An 18,867-nucleotide genomic window follows, 5' to 3' on the forward strand; every position below is an offset into this window, starting at 1 on the left:
AGCGGCCTGTACTCCCCCGACCATGACGCGTCACGCGGTTCGGCGCAAGGCGGACGAACGCCGCCCCTGATCGGACGGCGCGTCTCGGCCGTGACCACTCAGCTGCGGCGGGTGATCCCGATGCCCTTGACCTGGCGCCGAGTACTCCGCGTGCGCGTGCGGCGGCGCAGTGCGGCGATCGGCGTCCACACGGCGGGCAGCACGAGCAGCAGCACCACGAGCAGCCACCACACGGGCGCCTCGCCGCGGCGCCAGCCCGCGACCACCGTGCCGAGCCAGCCGAACAACGGCTGCGCCAGCGGCGGCAGGAACGCCGCGAACAGCAACGCCGCCACCACCAGCACGCACAGCAGCGTGAGCACCATGCGCCACGTGCGTTTCAGCGTCAGCAGGCTCATCACGAGGAACACGACCGCACCGGCGGCCACGGGCGGGCCGACCCACTGCAGCACCTGGCTGCCGTTGCCGCCGAGCACGAGGCCCGCCACGGCCGTCACGGCGGCCGCGATGAGGTTCCACGGGCGCCCGAGCTTCGACGCGCCCTGCGTGACCCACCACGCGCTACGCCCGGTCGCCTGGGCCACCTTCGCGGCGGGCTGCAGCGACGTCGGCACGCGGGTGGCGCCCGCGGCGGCGTTGACGCCCGTCGCACCGGCCTTCACGAGCGTTTTGGTGAGCAGCATCGTGCCGCGTTCGCCTTCGAAGCGTTCGGCTGAGACCTGGCAGGCCTGGAACGCGCGTTGTGTCGCGGCGGCGTCCGCGGGCGGCGTGGCCATGACCGTGCGGAAGACCGCGGACGGCTTGCCGTTGCCCTCGGCCGCGTCGTCGGCCGCCTGCTTGGCGACGACCGGCAGCTCCTCGCGCGCGATCTCCAGCTGGCGGCCGCGCGCGAGCACCATCGACGTCACCGGCAGGCTGGTCGGCAGGTCGTCGCTGAACGCCGCGTCCGCCAGCTGCGCGTCGAGGCCCAGGAAGGCGAGCTCCTCGCCGAGCTGCGCGACGAGCGACTGCACGTCGGCGGCCGGCACGTTGTCGGCCACGCTCGGCAGCTGCCAGCCGACCGCGGTGAACGCCTCGCGCACCTCGGCGCGGAACGCCTCCGGGCCGACGACGTTGCGCAGCACCCGCAGCCGATGCGGGTCGAGCAGGCACTGCACGAGCCAGCCGACGGCGTCGACGCGGCCCCACATCCAGTCGTTCGCGCGCCACGAGGACTTGTAGAACGCGCCGAAGTAGTCGGCCTGCAGGCCGGTGAGCTTGTCCCAGCCGCGCTGGCGACCGAGGTCGAGCAGCGTGCGGGAATCGGCGCTGACCTGCACCAGGTCCACGCGCTGGTCGACCGACGGCGGTTGCGCGAGCAGGCCGCGGGTGGCGACGTGCAGGAGGATCAGGCGGGACATCAGGGTGTGGTCGTTGACGGACTGGGCCGGGTCGTTGGACTGGGCCGGGTGCGTGGGCTGCACTGCAACCGCGGCCTGCGCCGGGTCGTCGGGCGGGGCTGCGTCCTCCGGCTGGGCTACGACCGCGGGCTGCGGCGCCACCGCGGGCTGCACTGCGACCGCGAGCTGCGCTGGTTCCGTGGGCTGTACTGCCACCGCAGGCTGGGCTGCGACCGCAAGCTGCGCTGGGACCGCACGCTGGGCTGCGTCGCCCTGGCGCGCCGGGTCCTCCGGCTGAGCCGGATCCTGAGCCGGATCCTCGGCCAGGCCGAACCAGCCGACCAGCGTCGTGACGGTGTCGACGGCGTCGGCCACCACGCCGGCGACCTCGGCGTCCAGCTTGGCCCCGTCGGTCTGCTGCGGCGGCGCCTGCCCGTTCATCTTCAGCACCGCCGCCGTCGCCAGCGGGTCGCTCGCCAGCTCCCGCAGCACCGGCGCCGCGTCGCGTAGCGCGCCCGTGACCAGGGGCCACGCTTCGCGCAGCGCGTCCGACTTGCCCAGCTGAGCCCATTCCCGCGCCAGCTGCGCGATCCAGTCGGCCGCCGAGGTGCCCGCGGCCGGCGGTTCGTGTTTCGCCACCCACGGCGAGATGCGGATGCCCCGCGCGGCCTTGCTGCGCGCCGCGTGCAGGCGCGCGCGGACGTCGTTGAGTGTCGCGGCCTGCTGCCCGTCCGGGCAGAGGTGGAACGCGGCGTTGACCAGCTGCAGGCCCGTGGCAACCGAATCGTCGAGCGCCGTGGTGCGGAAGGCGGCGAGGTCCTCGACCTGGCACCCGGCTCCCGGCGCCTTCGCCGGCATGCCGTGCCGGAGACCGTCGGCTGCTACCGAGCGCAGTTCCGTCGAAATCCCCTTGGCCCAGCCTGGATCCTTGCTATCCACAGTGGACAGCGCGTAGTACCGCGTGGCCGTGCGCACCAGCTCGGCCGCGTCCTCGGCGACGCGCCGGTCGAGGTAGGCCGCCATCACGCGGCGGTCCACCAGTTCGCCGCCGCGAAGTCCCAGCGCGGCAAGGGAAACGCGGGTGTCGCGGGTGGCGACCACGGCGTCGTTGTGCGCGGTGAGCTCCTCCAGATCGGAGCTGATCGTCTGGTTGATCACCGTCGAGACGACCTTCGCCAGCGCCGCGCCCAGCAGTGGCGGGTTCGCCGGATCCACCGGCACCGCGGCCGCCTCGGCCTCGACGGTGGGCACCACGTAGAGCAGCAGCCGCCGCACGTCCGACGAAGACGGCAGCTCGAAGATCTCCCGCAACGCCGGGCGCAGCGGCTTGTTCACGAGCACGCCGCCGTCGGTGAGCCAGTGCGAGCGCGTGAGCTCGGTGAAGTCCGTCATGTCCGGGTGCTGCCGGTCCGCGACCCGAGGGCCGACCGGCAGCCGCGCCAGCTCGAACGCGCCGGGGAACGACGCGGTCGAGCGCGCCGCGAGCGCGAGCGGCGCCGTGACCTGGTTGTTCCACAGTGGACCGACGAAGCGGAACAGCATGCGGTGCTCGGTGTCGCGCACGAGGTTGCCGAGCGCGTCGTCGTAGCGCACGGTCTCACCGTCGATCATCGTGCCGGGCAGCAGCAGCGTCATGTCCGGCGCCTCGGCCGGCGTCGTGCCGCCCGAGACGATCGCGCGGAACGCGCCGTCGAGGCAACCCAGGAACTGGTCGCCGTCGAGCAGTGAGCGCGGCTGCGCCTCCTTCGGGTCGCGGATCAGGTTCGCCAGCGAGGCGTCGGCCACCAGCGCGTCGCGCAACGGCGCCGGCGAAGACCGGAACGCCTCTGCCAGCCCGAGCCCCGCCGCGCCGACGCCGCCGGCGCTCGTCCCGGTGAGCACGTCGAGGCGCACCTTCGCGCGCAGCAGGTCGAGCAGCTTCCGGTACCCACCACTCGGCTCGGAAGAGCGCGACGCCTGCAACAGCTCCGACGTCTCGGCGGCCACCCCGCTCATCCACACGGCCAGGCTCGCGCCCCCGACCATGGTCATCGCGAGCCGGATCTCCTGCGGCCACGGAGCCGCTCCCTCGCCCATGCCGCACCCCTCGACGTCCCGCCCCGACGGCAGCACCCTAGCGGCGCGCTCAGGAGGCGAGGTGCTCCAGCAGCAGAACTTGGCCCTCTCCTACACAAAACCCGAGTACAGCGCCCGTCGCGATGAGAATCCACTCGTCCTGCTGGAACGCCGGGCGCAGCAGCTGCTCGAATTCCTCGGGCGAGAGCTCCTTCATCTTGGTGACGAGCACGTTGCGAATGTCCATCGCGTCGGTGGCGTAGTCCTCGATGTAGCGCATCGTGTCGGGCAGGCGCGCCATGATCTGCTCGGAGATCGCGAACTTCACGTCCTGGTAGCGGCGGCTGCCGATGGCGAACACCAGCAGCGGCTTCGCGACGTTCGCCGCGCGGCCGATCTCGGCGTCGAGCTGGCGCTGGATCAACGCAAGCACCCGGTCGGACAGCGGGCCCTGCAGGATCGCCTCGATCACGTTGTGCGGCGTGATGATCTCCTTGGCGATCAGCGCGCCGTACGCCTCGGCCACCTCCGCGCGCCGCTTGAGGAACAGGCCCTGCCACCGCACGCCGAAGTACCGCTTCGGCTCCAGCGGGTAGAAGATCATGCGCAGCGCGAGCCAGTCGGTGAACCAGCCCGTGAAGAGCCCGAACAACGGCATGATCAGCGGGAACTTGAACAGCACCCACGCCACCATCTGGATCACGCCGATCAGCCCGCCGAACACCAGGCCCGAGCGCGCGATGAACTTGAACTCCTGCTCGCCCGCCTCCTGGAAGATCCGGTTGAGCAGACGCTTGTCCTTTACCAGGCTGGTGACGACCATGCCCTTGAGGTCGAACACACTGTCCACATCGGACTTGATGAGCTCCAGCACGGCCTTGACCATGTGCGGCGACTCGGTCTGCACGCGCTGGATCACCAGCCGCTGCACACCCACCGGCAGCGATTCCCACAGCCCCGGCTGGTAATGACCCGCGACCTCGCGCACGATGTCCTCGACCGCCGCCTGCAACGGTTTCTCGATCTCCCGCGCGATCCGCTCGGCGTCGAGCCGCGCGACGATCTCGGCCGGCTTGATGAGCTGCTCGGTCATCGTGTCGCACGCGATGCTCGCCATGCGCGCCGCGCGTTTCGGCACGATGCCCTGCCAGCCGAGGAACGGCTTGATCCCGAGGAACTCCACGGGCTGGAACATCATGCGGATCGCCACGAGCTTCGTGCCGTACCCGATGAGGGCGGCGACGACGGGGATCGAAACGTAGAGCGGCCAGTGGCGGGCGAAGTCGTCGAGCAGGCCCGAAAGGAAAGCGCCCACGCTAGCCGAGGCTCGGGTCGCAGGCCTGCCAGAACTGAGCCCCGAGCCGGGAGATGTGCACGGTCCGGCGGATCACCTTGACCCGCTTCACCTGCTTCTCCACCTCACGCACGGTCTCGTCGGTCAGGAGGATCTCGTACTGCGTCTCCAGCGCCGGCACCTCTTCGTCGAGGTCGACGAGGCCCAGCCCGATCAGCCGCGTGAGGTAACCGGGCACCTGGTCGGGCAGCGACACCCCGGCCGCCTTGCCGACAGTCGAGGCGTTGCGCAGCACGATCCGGCCCGCGCCGCCGAGGTTCGTGCGCTCGGCGACGTCGATGGCGGGGAACGGCGAACCGTCGGACAGCGCGGCGAGGATGCGCGCCTCGTCGGGCGTGAGCTGGCGCAGGATGATCGCGTAGAAGTACTCGCGGGCGCGCTCGCGGCCGAAGCCGATGGAGTGGTTGAGCAGCTCGGCCATCGCCGCGCGAAGCGGCTCTTCGTGCTCGCGGGCGGGCACCAGCGTCACGGTGGACTCGACCACGCGGCCGCCTCCGTCACCGCGGTTCATGGCCGACGCCGCGGTGAGCGCCGCGTGGTAGGGGTCGTCGACCTCGTCGAGGCGGCGGCGGAGCTCGCTCAGCAGGCTGCGCTCCACGTGCCGGATCCCGCGCTCGGCCTGGTCCACCCCGGGCAGCTTGCGCGTGAGCCCGAACCCGGTGCGCGCGGCCCAGCCGGCCAGCTGCCCGGCGCGGCGGGCCACGTTGACCACGTCGTCGGCCGAGCCTCGGCCGTGCGGTCGCTGACTGTCCACAGGAGTGCTCCCCTCGTGCTCCGCGCTGATGCTACCTGCGGGTAGGCGATGCGGCCCCGTGATCGTCCGGTGTTGGATGGCGCGCATGACCGCCACCGCCTGGGGACCGCCGATCGACGTCCTCCCGCTGTTCGCCCGCGAGGAACAAGCCCTGGTCAGCGTGCTCACCGACCTCGACGCCGACCAGTGGGCCGCGCCGACGGCGTGCCCCGGCTGGACCGTGCACGACGTGGCCGCCCACATCTTGGGCGACAAGCTCGGGCGGCTTTCCCGGGACCGCGACGGCTACCACGTCGACGAGCCCCGCGAGGCCGAGCCGTTCCCGTCGTTTCTGCACCGGATCAACGACGAGTGGGTGCGCGCGTGCCGCCGGCTCTCGCCCGAGGTGCTGTTCGCGCTGCTCGTGGACAGCACGGCGCAGCTCACCGACATGTGGAAGCGCCACGACCTCGACGAGCTGGGCGGGCCCGTCACGTGGGCGGGCCCGGAGCCGGCGCCGCTGTGGCTCGACGTGGCGCGCGAGTACACCGAGCTGTGGGTGCACCAGCAGCAGATCCGCGAAGCCGTGGGCGCGACGCTGCTCGACGAGCCCGAGTTCCGGGCGCCGGTGGTGGACACGTTCATGCGCGCCCTGCCGCACACGCTGCGCGAGGTGGAAGCCCGCAGCGGTCGCCAGGTCGGCTACACCGTCACGGGACCGAGCGGTGGCCAGTGGACCGCCCGCGCTTCGGCAGCGTCGGCGGCAGGGTGGACGCTCGACCGGGCCGCGCCGACCTCACGCAGCCCGCTGGCGTCGGTGACCACGGACGCGGACACCTTCTGGCGGCTGTGCACGCGCATGGTGAAACCCGCCGACGTCGAGGATCGCGTGACGGTGAAGGGCGACGAAATCGTTTGCGCGACGATGCTCGAGATGATCTCGATCATCGCATGACACAGGCTTACCCCGTGGATGTCGCGGCTGCGGCATCCACCCTGACCGCCCCGATCAGCGCTGCCGCTGACGCTTGGTCTGCTTCCTCAGCTGCATGATCCGGGCACCGCCGACCAGGCCGATCACCACCATGCCGCCGAGCGCGGCCAGGAGCATCGCGATGCCGAGCGGCAGGTTGCCCGCCATGCCGAGGAAGTGCACCGTGACGCTGTCGAGGTTCTGCAGGATGAACACCAGCAGGAACGCCAGCAGCACGATGGCCACGACCGCCGAGATCCAGGCCCCGCTGACCCGGGTGGGCCTGCGTTTCGTGGTCGAGGGAGGTGCGGTCGTGATCGGGTCGGTCCCGGGCATCTCGACACCCGGCACCTCAGGGTTGTCACTTCGCGCGTGGGACATGCCCTGATTGTCCGCCCGCGGTCAGCCGATCGCCGGTTCTGAAACCCTAACGGGTGAGTACCGGTGTTTCAGTGCTTGAGGTCGACCTCGCGCAGCACCCGCAGCGAGTTGCGGCCGGCGAGCTTCGCGCAGTCCTCGTCGCTCCAGCCGCGTTCCATCAGGGCGGCGAACAGCACCGGGTACTTCGAGACGTCTTCCATCCCTTCCGGGAGCGTGCCGACGCCGTCGTAGTCGCCGCCGAGGCCGATGTGGTCGATGCCGGCGACCTCGCGTGCGTGCTCGACGTGCGCGACAACGTCGGCGACGGTCGCCTTCGGCTTCGCCGGCCCGTCCCACGCCTCGGCGAAGCGCCCGCGCTGCCCGAGGTCGCGGAACTCCTGGCCGGCGGCGGCCATCGCGGCCTTGAGCTGCTCGTCCCACGCGGAGACGGCCGGGGAGATGAAGGCGGGCACGAAGGTGATCATGGCGACGCCGCCGTTGCCGGGCAGCTGCGCGAGGACGTCGTCGGGGATGTTGCGCGGGTGGTCGTTCACGGCGATGCACGAGGAGTGACTGAAGATCACCGGCGCGGTGCTGACCTCCAGCGCGGCGCGCATGGTGCTCGGCGCGACGTGCGAAAGGTCGACCAGCATGCCGATCTCGTTCATCGTCCGCACGACCTCGCGGCCGAAGTCGGTGAGGCCGTCGTGCGCCGGTTCGTCCGTGCCGGAATCGGCCCACGGGGTGTTGAAGTTGTGCGTGAGCGTCATGTACCGCACGCCGAGGCGGCGCAGGATCCGCAGCACGCCCAGGGATTCGTTGATGCTGTGGCCGCCTTCGGCGCCGAGCAGCGACGCGATCTTGCCGGCGGCGAACGCGGCTTCGGCCTCGTCGGCCGTGGTGACGAGCTCCAGCCGGTCGGGATAGCGCTGCGCGAGCTGGTGCACGAGCTCGATCTGCTCCAGCACGGCGGTCACGGCGCTGTCGCCCGCGAGCTGGCACGGCACGTAGACCGACCAGAACTGCATGCTGAGCTTTCCGTCGGCCAGCTTGGGGAAATCGGTGTGCAGCGACGGCTGGCGCACGGTCAGGTCGAGCGCCGCGGCCGCGGCTGCGGGGTCGGGTCCACCCTGCAGCCGCAGCTCCCACGGCAGGTCGTTGTGACCGTCGGACAGGATCGTGGTGCTCAGCAGGTTCGTCGCACGTTCGAGTGCCCCAGAAGTCATGGGCTCGACCCTAGCGAGCGAGCCACTCCCGGGCCGCGCGGACGCCGTCGAGCGTGATCTGGTGCCCGCCGGGCTGGCGGTGCGTGGTCACTTCGGCGCCCCGCTCCTTGAGCAAGCGGATGTACTCCTCGGTGGAAGCCAAGGGGGCCATCGGGTCCTGCTCTCCGTTGGAGAGGAACACGCGGGTGCCCGAAAGGTCGTGGCCGGGCGGTTGCGGGACCGGGGACATTCCGGAGAACAGCGCGGCTTCCGCGAGGACTTCCGGACGCAGGAGCGTGACCGCGGCGGCGATGTTGGCGCCGTTGGAGAAGCCGACGGCCACGAGGCGGCGGTTTTTCAGGTCGTACTCACCCTTGGCCGCCTCGACGAAATCGGCGAGGTCGTTGGCGCGCTTGACGACGTCCTCGTAGTCGAAGACGCCCTCGGCGAGCCGGCGGAACCACCGTGCGGCACCGAACTCCGACACCGGGCCCGCCGGGGCGAGCGTGGCCGAGCCGGGGCTCAGCTCGCGGGCGAGCCCGAGCAGGTCGTCGGGGCCGCCACCGGTGCCGTGGAGCAGGAGCAGCACGGGCTTGTCCGGCTCGCCTTCCGCGTACTTGTGCTCGAAGGTGCTCACTTCTGCTCCGGGTTGTTTTCGCTCGGGAGGTTCAGCTTGGGCAGCATGTGCTCGATCTCGTCGCGGCGCGGTTCCAGCCACGGCGGGAGCTTCAGCGCGCGGCCGAGTTCGAGCAGCGGCTCGTCGTACGTGAAGCCGGGCGCGTCCGTGGCCACTTCGAGCAGCGTGCCGCCGGGCTCGCGGAAGTAGATGGAGCGGAAGTACTGGCGGTCCAAAATGGACGTGACGTTGACGCCCTTGTCCACGAGCTCCTCGCGCCAAGCCGCCTGCGTCGGCTCGTCGGGCGCGCGCCAGGCCACGTGGTGCACGGTGCCGGTGGCGACGAGGCCGCGCGGAGTCTCCGGTGTCACGAGCACGTCGACGAGCGCGCCCGGGCCACCTTCACCCGCCTCGAAACGGAAGCGGTTGCCGTCCTGGCTGTGGAAGGAAAGGCCGAGGCCGTCGGTGAACATGCCGGCCGTGGCGTCCTCTTTGGACACCGAGAGCGTGACGGAGTGCAGGCCGCGGATGGCATTCTCCGCCGGGACGAGCTTCGTGTCCCACGGGTCGCGCGGGTCGCCCTGCGGGTGCGCGACGAGGGCGATCTGCAGACCGTCGGGATCGCGGAAGGTCAGGGTTTCCTCGTTGTCGGCGTTGCGGATCTGGCTCGTCTCCACGCCCTGCGTCTTCAGGTGCTGCTGCCACCAGCCGAGCGAGGTCTCCGGCACGGAGAACGCCGTGGTCGTCGCCTGGCCGGTGCCCAGGCGACCGGCGGGCGCGTCGGACCAGGGGAAGAAGGTGATCAGCGAGCCCGGCTTGCCGGACTGGTCGCCGTAGTAGAGGTGGTAGGTGCCCGGATCGTCGAAGTTGACGGTGGTCTTCACCAGCCGCAGCCCCAGGGTCCGGAGGTAGAAGTCGACGTTGCGCTGCGGGTTGCCGCCGATGGCGGTGACGTGGTGCAACCCGCTCGTTTTGATGGACATCAGGTCTCCTCGGGTGCTGTTGCTCAACGCTAACCCGCAAAACCTCTCGCGCGCAAGATATATTCCGGTGAGACTGTGCGGTAGCGTGTGCGCCGTGACACCTGACCCGCGCACGGACGACGACGAGATCGTGACCTGGTGGGGCCTCGTGATCGAGGGCTACCTCGCCACGCAGGACAAGCTGATGGGCGAGATCGCCGATCGCTTCGGCCTCGCGCCCGCGTCGTTCGACATCCTGCTGAGACTCGTGCGCTCGCCCGACCACCGCATGCCGATGACCCGCCTGGCCACCGAGGCCGCGCTCTCCAGCGGCGGCTTCACCAAGGTCGCCGACCGCCTGGTCGCCGCGGACCTCATCTGCCGCATCCCCAGCCCGGACGACCGTCGCGTCACATTCGCCTCCCTGACCGAACACGGCCTCGACGTGGCCCTGAAGGCCCGCTCGGCCTGCGCGGAAATCCTGCGCCGCATCGTCCTGAGCCCCCTGGGCGACGACGCGGCGGCTCTCGCCGCCGCCATGCGCACCCTGCGCTCGGCCAACGGCTGAAAAACGCGCCCTACCGACGTTTTGCCTGGTCGGCGCATGCTGCTGACATGCTTACCGACTCGACCATCACCACCATGCTCCCGGTGTCCGACGCCACCCGCGCCGCCCACTTCTACACCGACTCCCTCGGCCTCGCCCCGGTGAACACCGGCGAGGACGGGACTCAGTACTTCGCCGCGGGGGCCGGGACGATCGGCCTTCGGCTGATGCCCGAGGGGACGCAGAGCCCCAACACCGCGTTGAGCTTCGAGGTCGTCGACCTGCCGGCGGAGATGACGGTGCTGGAGCGGCGGGGGGTGACGTTCCAGGATGTCGACGTGGAGGGGCTGAAGACTGTCGACCACGTGGCGCAGGTGGGGCATGAGAGGGCTGCGTGGTTCTCGGATTCGGAGGGGAACGTTTTGTGTCTGCATGAGATTTTGGATTGATTTTGGGTTGTTGAGCTGCGGTTTTGCGCGGGTGGGCGAGTTCCCTCACGGGTAGGTGTACCCCTGCGCAGTGAGCCGATACCTCAACACGGCAAGACACCGGCTCCGCACCTTGCCCAGGCTGCTCGGCGAAATCCCCAGCTCAGCCGCCACCTCACGCACCGACAGCTCAGGCCGATGCGCCAGCAGCCACACCAGCCGTCGGTGGCGGTCCGGCAGGCTGTCGACCGTGCGCCACAGGGCGGTGGCCACGTCGTTGTCCAGCGCGGCCGCTTCCGGAGACTCGGCGCCCGCCGGGGCAAACGCCGCCTCGACCTCCGCCGACCGCGCCCGCCGGCCGACAGCGCGGATGGCGTGGCGCCGGGCGACGGTGGTCAGCCAGGCGCCGAGGCGTGTGCGCTCGTGCACGGCGTCCGGCCGCCCGAGGAACTCGGCCCACGCCGTCTGGCACGCGTCCTCCGCGTCGCCGCGCAGCCCCGGGTCGGCGGCCACCACGCGTACGACAAGCTCCGAAATCCGGCGTAACTCCCCGTCCTCGGCCATGCCCACGTCCTTTCGTCCGCAAACGCAGACGAACTGACCACCCCCGCCGGCTCCCGATCACCGGAACGACCGCCGAATCGGGCGACTCCGCGTATCCGCAGGTCACCCCGGTGCACGTGGCGCTACTTCAACCCCGGCATCAGCTTCAGCGCATTACCCGCCAGCACGTCCCCCAGCGTTTCCTCCGGCAGGCCCAGCCCGGCGATCGACCGGACGTTCACGGCGGTTCCCGGCACTCCCGGCCAGTCCGTGCCGAAGATCCACTTGCGGGCCAGCCGCGGGAGGTCGAAGCGGGCGTAGTAGTCCGGGAGTTTCTTGGGCGGCAGGCCGGCGAGGTCGAGCCAGACGTTGGGGCGCGACTGGGCCATGAAGGCCGCGGTGTCGTACCACCAGCCGCGGCCGCCGTGGGCGAAGACGAAGTTCACGGCCGGGAAGTCTTCGACCACGTCGGACAGCAGGGCGGGGTCGCCGAAGCTCGCGCGGGCGCCCGGGAACACCGACAGGCCCGAGTGCAGAACGACGGGCACGCCGACGGATGCGCACAGCTCGTAGACGGGGTACAGCTCCTTGTCCGCGGGCGAAAAGCCGCCGTGGACGGGGTGGAGCTTCAGCGCGACGGCGCCCAGGTCCAGCTGGCGGGCGACCTCGTCACGAAGCGGGTGGTGCAGGTGCGGATTTACGTTCGCTACCAACCGAAACCGCGAAGGGTTGCACGCGACCAGCGGCAGGTTGTCCTCGATCGGCTGGATGCCGGTGGCGCGCGGGCTGTACTCGCAGAACAGCAGCACGCGGTCGACGCCCTCGGAGTCCATCAGCTCGTCCATCGCGGCGGGGATCACCGAACCCGCGTCGTCGTAGACCGTGCGCCACGGGTACGTGCCGGCGAAGTCGCGGGCCCAGTCCATCCAGGCCGGTTTGAGCGTGGGCAGCCGGGGGGTGTGGACGTGGGCGTCGACCACGAAGCGACCGTCGATCATGCCGGCCAGTCGATCACGGTTTCGCGGGAACCACGAGCAGCGACTCGCGCACCTGGTCGCGGATCACATTGCGCCGGATCTTGCCCGTCGCGGTCTTCGGCAGCTCCGGCAGCTCCACGACACCGCGCGGACGCTTGAACGCCGCCAGACCCGCGCGGCAGAACTCGATCAGCACATCCGGGTCCACGGCGAAACCGGGCGCCGCGACGACGCACGCCACCGGCTTGTCGAGGCCGTCCGCGTCCGGCGCGGCCACCACGGCCACCTCGGCGACGGACGGGTGCTGCAGCAGCCGTTCCTCCACTTCGGACGGTGACACCCAGATCCCGCCCGCCTTCAGCATGTCGCCGAAGCGGCCCAGGCAAGTCAGGGTGTCGTCCTCGTTGCGGACGTAGCTGTCGCCCGTGCGCAGCCATTCGCCCTGGAACACGCGCTTGGTGGTCTCGTACCGCGCCCAGTAGCCCATCGCCGTCGACGGGCCCGAAACGAACAGCTCGCCCGGCTGCCCGGGGCCCTCGATGAGCGCGCCGTTCTCGTCGCGGATCTCCACGGCGTAGCCCGGCACGGCGGTGCCCGTGCTGCCCGGCCGGATCGAGCCCGGGCGGTTGGACAGGAAGATGTGCAACGCTTCCGTAGAGCCGATCCCGTCGAGGATCTCGACGCCGAAGCGGTCGCGGAAGCGCGTGAAAATGGTGGCGGGCAACGGTTCCCCGGCCGACACCGCGAACCGAACCGAGGCGAACGAGTCGTCCGGCACGTCGCTGGCCAGCACGCCGGCGAAGAACGTCGGCACGCCGAAGAACAACGTCGGCTTGTCGGCGCGAGCGCGGGCGGCGAACAAGGCCGGCGTCGGCCGCGCCGGTTCCAGCAGGGTCGTGCCGCCGGCGGCGAGCGGGAAGAACGCGGAGTTCCCCAAGCCGTAGGCGAAAAACAGCTTCGGCACGGACAGGAACCGGTCACTCGAAGCCGTCGCCAGGACGGAGTGCGCGTACGTCTCGCACACCGCGCGGATGCTCGCGTGCCGGTGCATCGCGCCCTTCGGCTGGCCCGTCGTGCCCGACGTGTACAGCCACAGCGCGGGCGAATCCTCCCACGTGCGAGCGGGTTCCAGGTCCACATCGTCCACAGTGGTCAATTCGGCCCACGCGTGCGTGGCCACACCCGAGGGGAACGCCGCCGCCTCCGCGCGGTCCAGCACCACGTCGGTGACCTCCGGCGCGGCCGCCAGCGCGCCGACGGCCTGCGCGGCGAACTCCCCGGACACGCACAGCACGCGCGCCCGCGAGTCGGCCAGGACCTTGCCCAGCTCGAGGCCCGTGACCATCGTGGACACCGGCACCGCGACGGCGCCGGCCAGCATCGTGCCGAGGATGCCCGTGAGCAGCTCGACGTCGTCGACCATGCAGAACATCACGCGCTCTTCCGGGCGCACGCCCAGGGAACGCAGGCCCGACGCGAACCGGTAGGCCTCGTCGGTCAGCTCGGCGTAGCTCAGGGTCCGCCGCGCGGAGACGACGGCGGGTGCGTCGGGACGCCCCTGGGCCAGCAGGTACTCGGCGGCGTTGAACCCGCTGCTCATGGGGCCCCCTCTAGGTGAGGTGCACGTACTCGTAGTCGAACGGTTTGCCGTTGATGCCCTGCCTCGGCGGCGCGACCCAGCTGGCGATCTTCCCGCGCTCGTACACCGGATGCATGAGCGAGCGGACGAACGTCAGGTCCTCGGTCGTCGGCAGCCACCGGTGCCGGCTGGCCTCCCACGTGGCCTCGTCGACGATGTTGCCGTCGGGAGTGATGTGGTGGCCGGAGTTTATGCCGACCTCGCGGTTGAAACCAGGGTGCGGCAGCTTGAAGCGGAAGTCGAGGTCCGCGTCCGCGAGGATCTTGTTCCAGCGGTTCACGCCGGTCTGGCAGTCGGCCGTGTACTCGCCGCGCAGGTCGAGGTTCAGCAGCAGGATGGCCTGCAGCTCGTCGGAGGTCCACGTGCCGTCGCCGTTGGGGCGGTCGAGGTCGCGGCTGTCCTCGGTGAGCTTGTGGTCGTCCTTGCGGCGCGTCTCCTGCCAGCGGCCCTTGAGGCCCGCGGTGTAGTAGTTCGCGGCGTTCGTGGAGGTCTCACTGCCGAACAGGTCGAGCGACACCGTGTAGTGGAAGTTCAGGTACCGCTGGATGATGTCGAGCGGGATGCCGCCGTGCGAGGCGATGTCGAGCGTGTCGTGCTCGCGGATGAGATCCGCGGACCGCTGCACCACGCGGTCGACACCCGTGGTGCCGACGAACATGTGGTGCGCCTCTTCCTTCAGCATGAACTCGCACGTGCGCGAGAGCGGGTCGAAGGAAGACTCCTTCAACGTCCCGAGCTGGTACTTCCCGTCGCGGTCGGTGAAGTAGGTGAACATGAAGAAGGCCAGCCAGTCGGCCGTTTCCTCGTTGAACGCGCCCAGGATGCGCGGTGCGTCGGGGCTGCCGGAGTTGCGCAGCAGCAGACCTTCCGCCTCGTCACGGCCTTCGCGGCCGAAGTACGCGTGCAGCAGGTAGACCATCGCCCACAGGTGCCGGCCCTCTTCGACGTTGACCTGGAACAGGTTCCGCAGGTCGTACAGGCTCGGCGCGGTCAGGCCCAGCAGCCGCTGCTGCTCGACCGACGCCGGCTCGGTGTCGCCCTGGATCACGATCAGGCGCTGCAGGTCGGCGCGGTACTCACCGGGCACCTGCTGCCACACGGACTCGCCCTTGTGCTCCCCGAACGCGATGCGCCGGTCGGGGTCGCGTTCGGCGAGGAAGATGCCCCAGCGGTAGTCCGGCACGTTCACGTGGTCGAAGTGCGCCCAGCCCTCCCGCCCGACGCTCACGGCCGTGCGCAGGTAGACGCCGTGCGTCTGCAGGGTGGGACCCATCTCGCCCCACCAGTTCATGAACTTCGGCTGCCAGCCTTCCAGCGCCCGCTGCAACCTCCGGTCGTCGGCGAGGTTGACGTTGTTGGGGATCTTGGCGTCGTAGTCGATCCGCTCGGGCATCTCGGTCAGACCCGCTTCCTGTCGAAGATCGCTTTCTGGCCCGTACCGTAGCGGCGCAGCGCGCCTTCGGGACCAGACGCGTTAGGTCGGGTGAAGATCCAGTTCTGCCACGCGGTGAGGCGGCCGAAGATCTTCGTTTCGATCGTTTCCGGGCCGACGAACCGGTGGTTCGCCTCCATCCCGGTGAGCGCGTCGGGGCTCAGCGAGGCGCGGCCCTCCAGCGCGATCCGGATCTCGTCCTCCCAGTCGAGGTCGTCCGGCGCGTCGGTGACCAGGCCCAGCTCCACGGTCTCGGCCGGCGTCAGCGCGTGGTCGCGCTCGCGCACGAGCCACGCGAGGTGGTCGTCGTCGCCGTAGAACCGCGACTGCAGGCGGGTGAGGCCGTTGCCCATGGGGAACGGGCCGAAGTTGGCTTCCGACAAGGTGATCGACGCGCGTTCTTCACTGTCTTCGTCGTCGATGGGCGGACCGTCCAGGATGTACTGGCGGTCGGCGGCCAGCGCGAGCTCCAGCAGCACGCCGGCGAAGCAGCTGCCCGGCTCGATGAGCGCGATGAGCGTGCGGCTGGTGACGTCGAGACGCTTCAGCGTGCGCTTGTAGTAGTGCAGGATTTCGTTGCTCAGCCAGTCTTTCGCGCCGAGCACCTGCTGCTCGTGGGCCAAGACGCCGGCCGGGTCGCCTTCGGTGCGCAGGACCCAGGTGCCGAGCTCGGTTTCGTTGGCGCGCAAGCGGAGGATCGCGTCGTCGAGCTCGCGGGTGAGGCGCAGCAGCCAGCCGTCGGCACCCTCGGCGTGCAGGTCACCGGGTTCGCCCTCGGGGCCGCGGACGGTGATCGTCGCGAGCGAGGCGGGGCGGTCGAAGGTGATGTCGACAAAGCGGTACTTGATGCCGTCGTCGGTGACCTCCGGGTTCAGCGGCGTGAGCCACACGCCCTGGTCACCCGGCAGGCGCTCGGACTCGGCAGCCAGCTCTCGAGCCCTGGCCAGCACGGATTCGCGGAACCCCACGCGGGGCACGAGCTCGTCGACCAGCCGCCAGTCGACGGCGGTCTTGCCCTTCACACCGTCCGAGCGCGTGGCGAACACGTCGGCGAGGTCGCGGCGCACCCGGCGCTTGTCGACCACGCGCGTGAGGCCGCCGGTGCCGGGCAGCACGCCGAGCAGCGGCACCTCGGGCAGCGCGACCGTCGACGAGTTGTCGTCCACGAGCAGGATCTTCTCGCACGCGAGCGCGATCTCGTAGCCGCCACCCGCGCAGCTCCCGTTGACCGCGGCCAGGTACCGCTGACCGGAGAACTCGGTGGCGTCCTCGATGCCGTTGCGGGTTTCGTTGGTGAACTTGCAGAAGTTCACCTTCCACTCGTGCGCCGACGACGCGAGCATCCGGATGTTGGCCCCGGCACAGAACACCTTGTCCTTGGCACTCGTCACGATCACGGCTTTGACGCCGGGGTGCTCGAAGCGCAGGCGCTGCGTGGCGTCGTAGAACTCGATGTCCACGCCGAGGTCGTAGGAGTTCAGCTTCAGCTCGTAGCCCGGCACGAGGCCGCCTTGCTCGTCGACGTCCATCTCGAGCCAGGCGACCTCGCCGTCGACGTCGAGCTTCCAGTGCCGGTAGGTGTCCGGGTGGCGCTCGAACGTCACAGTCGTGGTGGTGGTCACTCCCTGATTGTCTACATATTGCTGACTAGCGTCAATGTTGTGTAGACGCTTGATCGGCGATACTCACCCGGTTGAGCTGCGCCGCCGCCCAGGACACGAAGAGCCACAACGCTATCGCGGCCGCCGTGTCGGTGAAGATCGTCGCGAACCAGAACGCCGGGATCTGCGGCACGCCGACCAGGAAGTGACCCGCGCTGACCAGGCCACCCAGCGAGCAGACCAGCAGAAACCCCAACGCCCGCCAGTACCGCCCGCGGACGTAGTAGCGGTAGCCGGCCAGCCCGAACCCCGTGAACAGCACCCACCCGAACGCGACGACGATCTGCGCCGCGAGCACGGGGATCCCCGGGATCTGCGGGTAGTCCTGCGCGCGGATGACGTTGTGCGCGTAGTGGAACGTGGTCGTGAGCAGCGTGAACGCGAGGATCACGCGGAGTGCGGTGAGACCTCTGTCAGGCATAACCGATCGCCCCCTGTGCGATTTGATAGATCGCTCTAGCGAGAAGGGTAACGCCGGTCCGCCGCTCACACCAGATCAATGCGGTGGTACTTCACCGGATACCCGGCCTTCGCGAACGCCGCCGCCATGGGTTTGTTCGTGACGTCCGTGGCGGCGACGATCGTCTCGGCGCCGTGCCCGACCAGCTCGTGCGTGGCCTCGACGAGCAGGTCGTAGGCGTAGTTATGGCCACGCTGCTCCGGCACGACACCGACGTACGCGACGATCGGGACCGTCGGGTTGCGAGCGGGAATGGTGAGGCCGACGAGGTCACCTTCGGGCGTGTACGCGAGGCGCCACCAGTCGCGCGGGCTCGGCAGCCGGCGCAGAAGGTCGAGGTCTTCCTGCGCCGCCGCGTCGAGGCCGTGCTCGGCGGTGGTGCGGCGGACATGCGCGTCGAGGCTGCCCTGGTGGACGCGGCGGAAGACCGCGAGGATCTTGTCGTCTTGCGGCTCTGCCCGGAACTCGAGGCGACGGGGTCGTTCCGGGAGGCCGTCGGCGACGGTCCAGGTGTAGCGGTAGCGCTCGACGAGCACCTCCATCCCCGCGGCTTCCGCGGCCTCGATGCGGGTTTCGACCTCGGGTTTGACGGCTGGGTCGTCACGCCAGCCGGGCGGGACGGTCAGGGAGTACTCGGCACGGAACGGCGCTTGGCGGAGGACTTCCACGCCGGCGTCAAAGTCGGTGAAGTCGAACCAGTCGAGGGCCAGGGGCGCTTCGTCGTTTTTGCTCGCCCACCAGGCCGCGCGTGCCACGGGTTTGCCGTTTCGGGCGGCGATCCAGGTCCACTCGGGACGGTATTCGCCGTGTTGGGCCATTTCTTCGTAGTCCCGCCCGAGCAGGGCGCTGCCCACACACTGGGTTGCAGGGAGGTTGGTGAACAGGTGTTCCTCACCCGCGACGAGCGGGCGCACGACCAGATCGGTCATGAGATTCCTTCCGGGAGTTCCGCGCTCCCGTCAGGCCCTCGGCACCCTCAGCCGGAGGTGGGAACGCGTGATCGAGTAGCCGAACATGGCGTCCACCTCCTTTCCGTTCGTGAGGGTGCTGGGCGGTACTCAACCGGGCGGGGGCTGGGGTGGTCAACCGGTTTTCACCTCGGCGAGGCGCTCGCGCAGGCGGTGGAGCGTGCGCAGCGTGATCTCGAGGTCTTCGGGTGACAACCCGGCGGCCACGGCGTCGGCCCACCGGACACGGCGGGTCTCCAGTTCACGGAGAGCCTTCCGCGCCGCAGGGGTCAGGTGGAGCAGGGGCGCGCGGGCGTCAGTGGGGTTCGGCGCTCGGGTGAGCATTCCGTTGCGCAGCAAGCGGTTCACCGTTTCCTGCACGCTCTGCCGGCGCAGGCCCCGGCGGCGGGCGAGGTCGGCGGCCGTGGTGGGGCCGTCTTCGAGGAAGCCGAGGACCTGCCACTGGGCGGCAGTGAGGCCGGCCGGGGCGGTGAGGGCGTCGCCGGTGGTGAGGAGGGTGCCGTTGGTCAGGAAGACGTCGTTGACGAGCTGGGTGAGGCGCTGCGCCCGGTCGGTCATGCGTGCTAGCGTCTCAT

The 18,867-nt window shown here is 70.1% G+C and carries 18 protein-coding genes; 3 read left to right on the forward strand and 15 right to left on the reverse strand.

What is annotated here, in order from left to right; all coding sequences use genetic code 11:
* Window positions 1–98: 98 nt before the first annotated feature.
* The 3 genes from AB0H62_RS35430 to AB0H62_RS35440 are packed head-to-tail and all read right to left on the reverse strand — an operon-like array spanning window position 99 to window position 5,542.
* Window positions 99–3,455 (reverse strand): patatin-like protein, encoded by a 3,357-nt coding sequence (locus AB0H62_RS35430; protein WP_360590956.1) that lies wholly within the window; start codon window positions 3,453–3,455, stop codon window positions 99–101.
* A 49-nt stretch (window positions 3,456–3,504) separates the two neighbouring features.
* Window positions 3,505–4,749, reverse strand: coding sequence for a DUF445 domain-containing protein (locus AB0H62_RS35435; RefSeq protein WP_220244701.1), 1,245 nt, complete (start codon window positions 4,747–4,749; stop codon window positions 3,505–3,507).
* Window position 4,750: 1 nt separating this feature from the next.
* Window positions 4,751–5,542: an Abi-alpha family protein gene (locus AB0H62_RS35440; RefSeq protein WP_255638503.1), complete on the reverse strand. Its 792-nt coding sequence runs from the start codon at window positions 5,540–5,542 to the stop codon at window positions 4,751–4,753.
* 76 nt (window positions 5,543–5,618) lie between these two features.
* Between AB0H62_RS35440 and AB0H62_RS35445 the strand changes: the two genes are divergently transcribed.
* Window positions 5,619–6,476, forward strand: a complete 858-nt coding sequence (locus tag AB0H62_RS35445; RefSeq protein ID WP_360590959.1) for a maleylpyruvate isomerase family mycothiol-dependent enzyme — start codon at window positions 5,619–5,621, stop codon at window positions 6,474–6,476.
* A 54-nt stretch (window positions 6,477–6,530) separates the two neighbouring features.
* On the opposite strand, the gene AB0H62_RS35450 is transcribed toward AB0H62_RS35445, so the two are convergent.
* The 4 genes from AB0H62_RS35450 to AB0H62_RS35465 form a co-directional block, all read right to left on the reverse strand.
* On the reverse strand, window positions 6,531–6,875 hold the full coding sequence (locus tag AB0H62_RS35450) for a lipopolysaccharide assembly protein LapA domain-containing protein (RefSeq protein ID WP_220244704.1): 345 nt from the start codon (window positions 6,873–6,875) through the stop codon (window positions 6,531–6,533).
* A 68-nt stretch (window positions 6,876–6,943) separates the two neighbouring features.
* Window positions 6,944–8,080 (reverse strand): dipeptidase, encoded by a 1,137-nt coding sequence (locus tag AB0H62_RS35455; protein ID WP_220244705.1) that lies wholly within the window; start codon window positions 8,078–8,080, stop codon window positions 6,944–6,946.
* Between the two features lie 10 nt (window positions 8,081–8,090).
* Window positions 8,091–8,696: an alpha/beta hydrolase gene (locus AB0H62_RS35460; protein ID WP_220244706.1), complete on the reverse strand. Its 606-nt coding sequence runs from the start codon at window positions 8,694–8,696 to the stop codon at window positions 8,091–8,093.
* The gene (locus tag AB0H62_RS35465; RefSeq protein WP_220244707.1) at window positions 8,693–9,658 is read right to left on the reverse strand and encodes a ring-cleaving dioxygenase; all 966 of its coding nucleotides are present in this window, start codon (window positions 9,656–9,658) and stop codon (window positions 8,693–8,695) included. Before AB0H62_RS35465 ends, AB0H62_RS35460 begins: the two co-directional genes overlap by 4 nt.
* 94 nt (window positions 9,659–9,752) lie before the next feature.
* Here AB0H62_RS35465 and AB0H62_RS35470 point away from each other — a divergent pair, with 94 nt between their 5' ends.
* Window positions 9,753–10,205, forward strand: coding sequence for a MarR family transcriptional regulator (locus AB0H62_RS35470; RefSeq protein WP_220244708.1), 453 nt, complete (start codon window positions 9,753–9,755; stop codon window positions 10,203–10,205).
* Between the two features lie 74 nt (window positions 10,206–10,279).
* The gene (locus AB0H62_RS35475; RefSeq protein WP_255638504.1) at window positions 10,280–10,633 is read left to right on the forward strand and encodes a VOC family protein; all 354 of its coding nucleotides are present in this window, start codon (window positions 10,280–10,282) and stop codon (window positions 10,631–10,633) included.
* Between the two features lie 45 nt (window positions 10,634–10,678).
* Here the strand turns inward: AB0H62_RS35475 and AB0H62_RS35480 are convergent, their stop codons facing one another.
* From AB0H62_RS35480 to AB0H62_RS35515, 8 genes are all read right to left on the reverse strand, one after another.
* Complete coding sequence (locus AB0H62_RS35480) at window positions 10,679–11,176, reverse strand: sigma-70 family RNA polymerase sigma factor (RefSeq protein ID WP_220244710.1); 498 nt, start codon at window positions 11,174–11,176, stop codon at window positions 10,679–10,681.
* Window positions 11,177–11,298: 122 nt separating this feature from the next.
* Entirely contained in the window at window positions 11,299–12,153 is an 855-nt protein-coding gene (locus tag AB0H62_RS35485; protein ID WP_220244711.1) for an amidohydrolase family protein, read from the reverse strand.
* A 13-nt stretch (window positions 12,154–12,166) separates the two neighbouring features.
* Entirely contained in the window at window positions 12,167–13,732 is a 1,566-nt protein-coding gene (locus AB0H62_RS35490; RefSeq protein WP_220244712.1) for a benzoate-CoA ligase family protein, read from the reverse strand.
* Window positions 13,733–13,742: 10 nt separating this feature from the next.
* A complete protein-coding gene (gene boxB / locus AB0H62_RS35495) occupies window positions 13,743–15,164 on the reverse strand; it encodes a benzoyl-CoA 2,3-epoxidase subunit BoxB (RefSeq protein WP_220244713.1) in 1,422 nt (473 codons plus the stop codon).
* A gap of 5 nt (window positions 15,165–15,169) precedes the next feature.
* A complete protein-coding gene (gene boxC, locus AB0H62_RS35500; RefSeq protein WP_220244714.1) occupies window positions 15,170–16,825 on the reverse strand; it encodes a 2,3-epoxybenzoyl-CoA dihydrolase in 1,656 nt (551 codons plus the stop codon).
* Window positions 16,826–16,856: 31 nt separating this feature from the next.
* On the reverse strand, window positions 16,857–17,285 hold the full coding sequence (locus AB0H62_RS35505) for a hypothetical protein (RefSeq protein ID WP_220244715.1): 429 nt from the start codon (window positions 17,283–17,285) through the stop codon (window positions 16,857–16,859).
* 65 nt (window positions 17,286–17,350) lie between these two features.
* Window positions 17,351–18,253 carry a GNAT family N-acetyltransferase gene (locus AB0H62_RS35510; protein ID WP_220244716.1) on the reverse strand — a complete coding sequence of 301 codons (903 nt, stop codon included), beginning with the start codon at window positions 18,251–18,253 and terminating at the stop codon, window positions 17,351–17,353.
* Window positions 18,254–18,406: 153 nt separating this feature from the next.
* Window positions 18,407–18,850, reverse strand: coding sequence for a MarR family transcriptional regulator (locus AB0H62_RS35515; RefSeq protein WP_220244717.1), 444 nt, complete (start codon window positions 18,848–18,850; stop codon window positions 18,407–18,409).
* Between the last annotated feature and the right edge of the window lie 17 nt (window positions 18,851–18,867).

The sequence above is a fragment of the Amycolatopsis sp. NPDC050768 genome (genome assembly GCF_040654155.1).
GTDB lineage: Bacteria > Actinomycetota > Actinomycetes > Mycobacteriales > Pseudonocardiaceae > Amycolatopsis.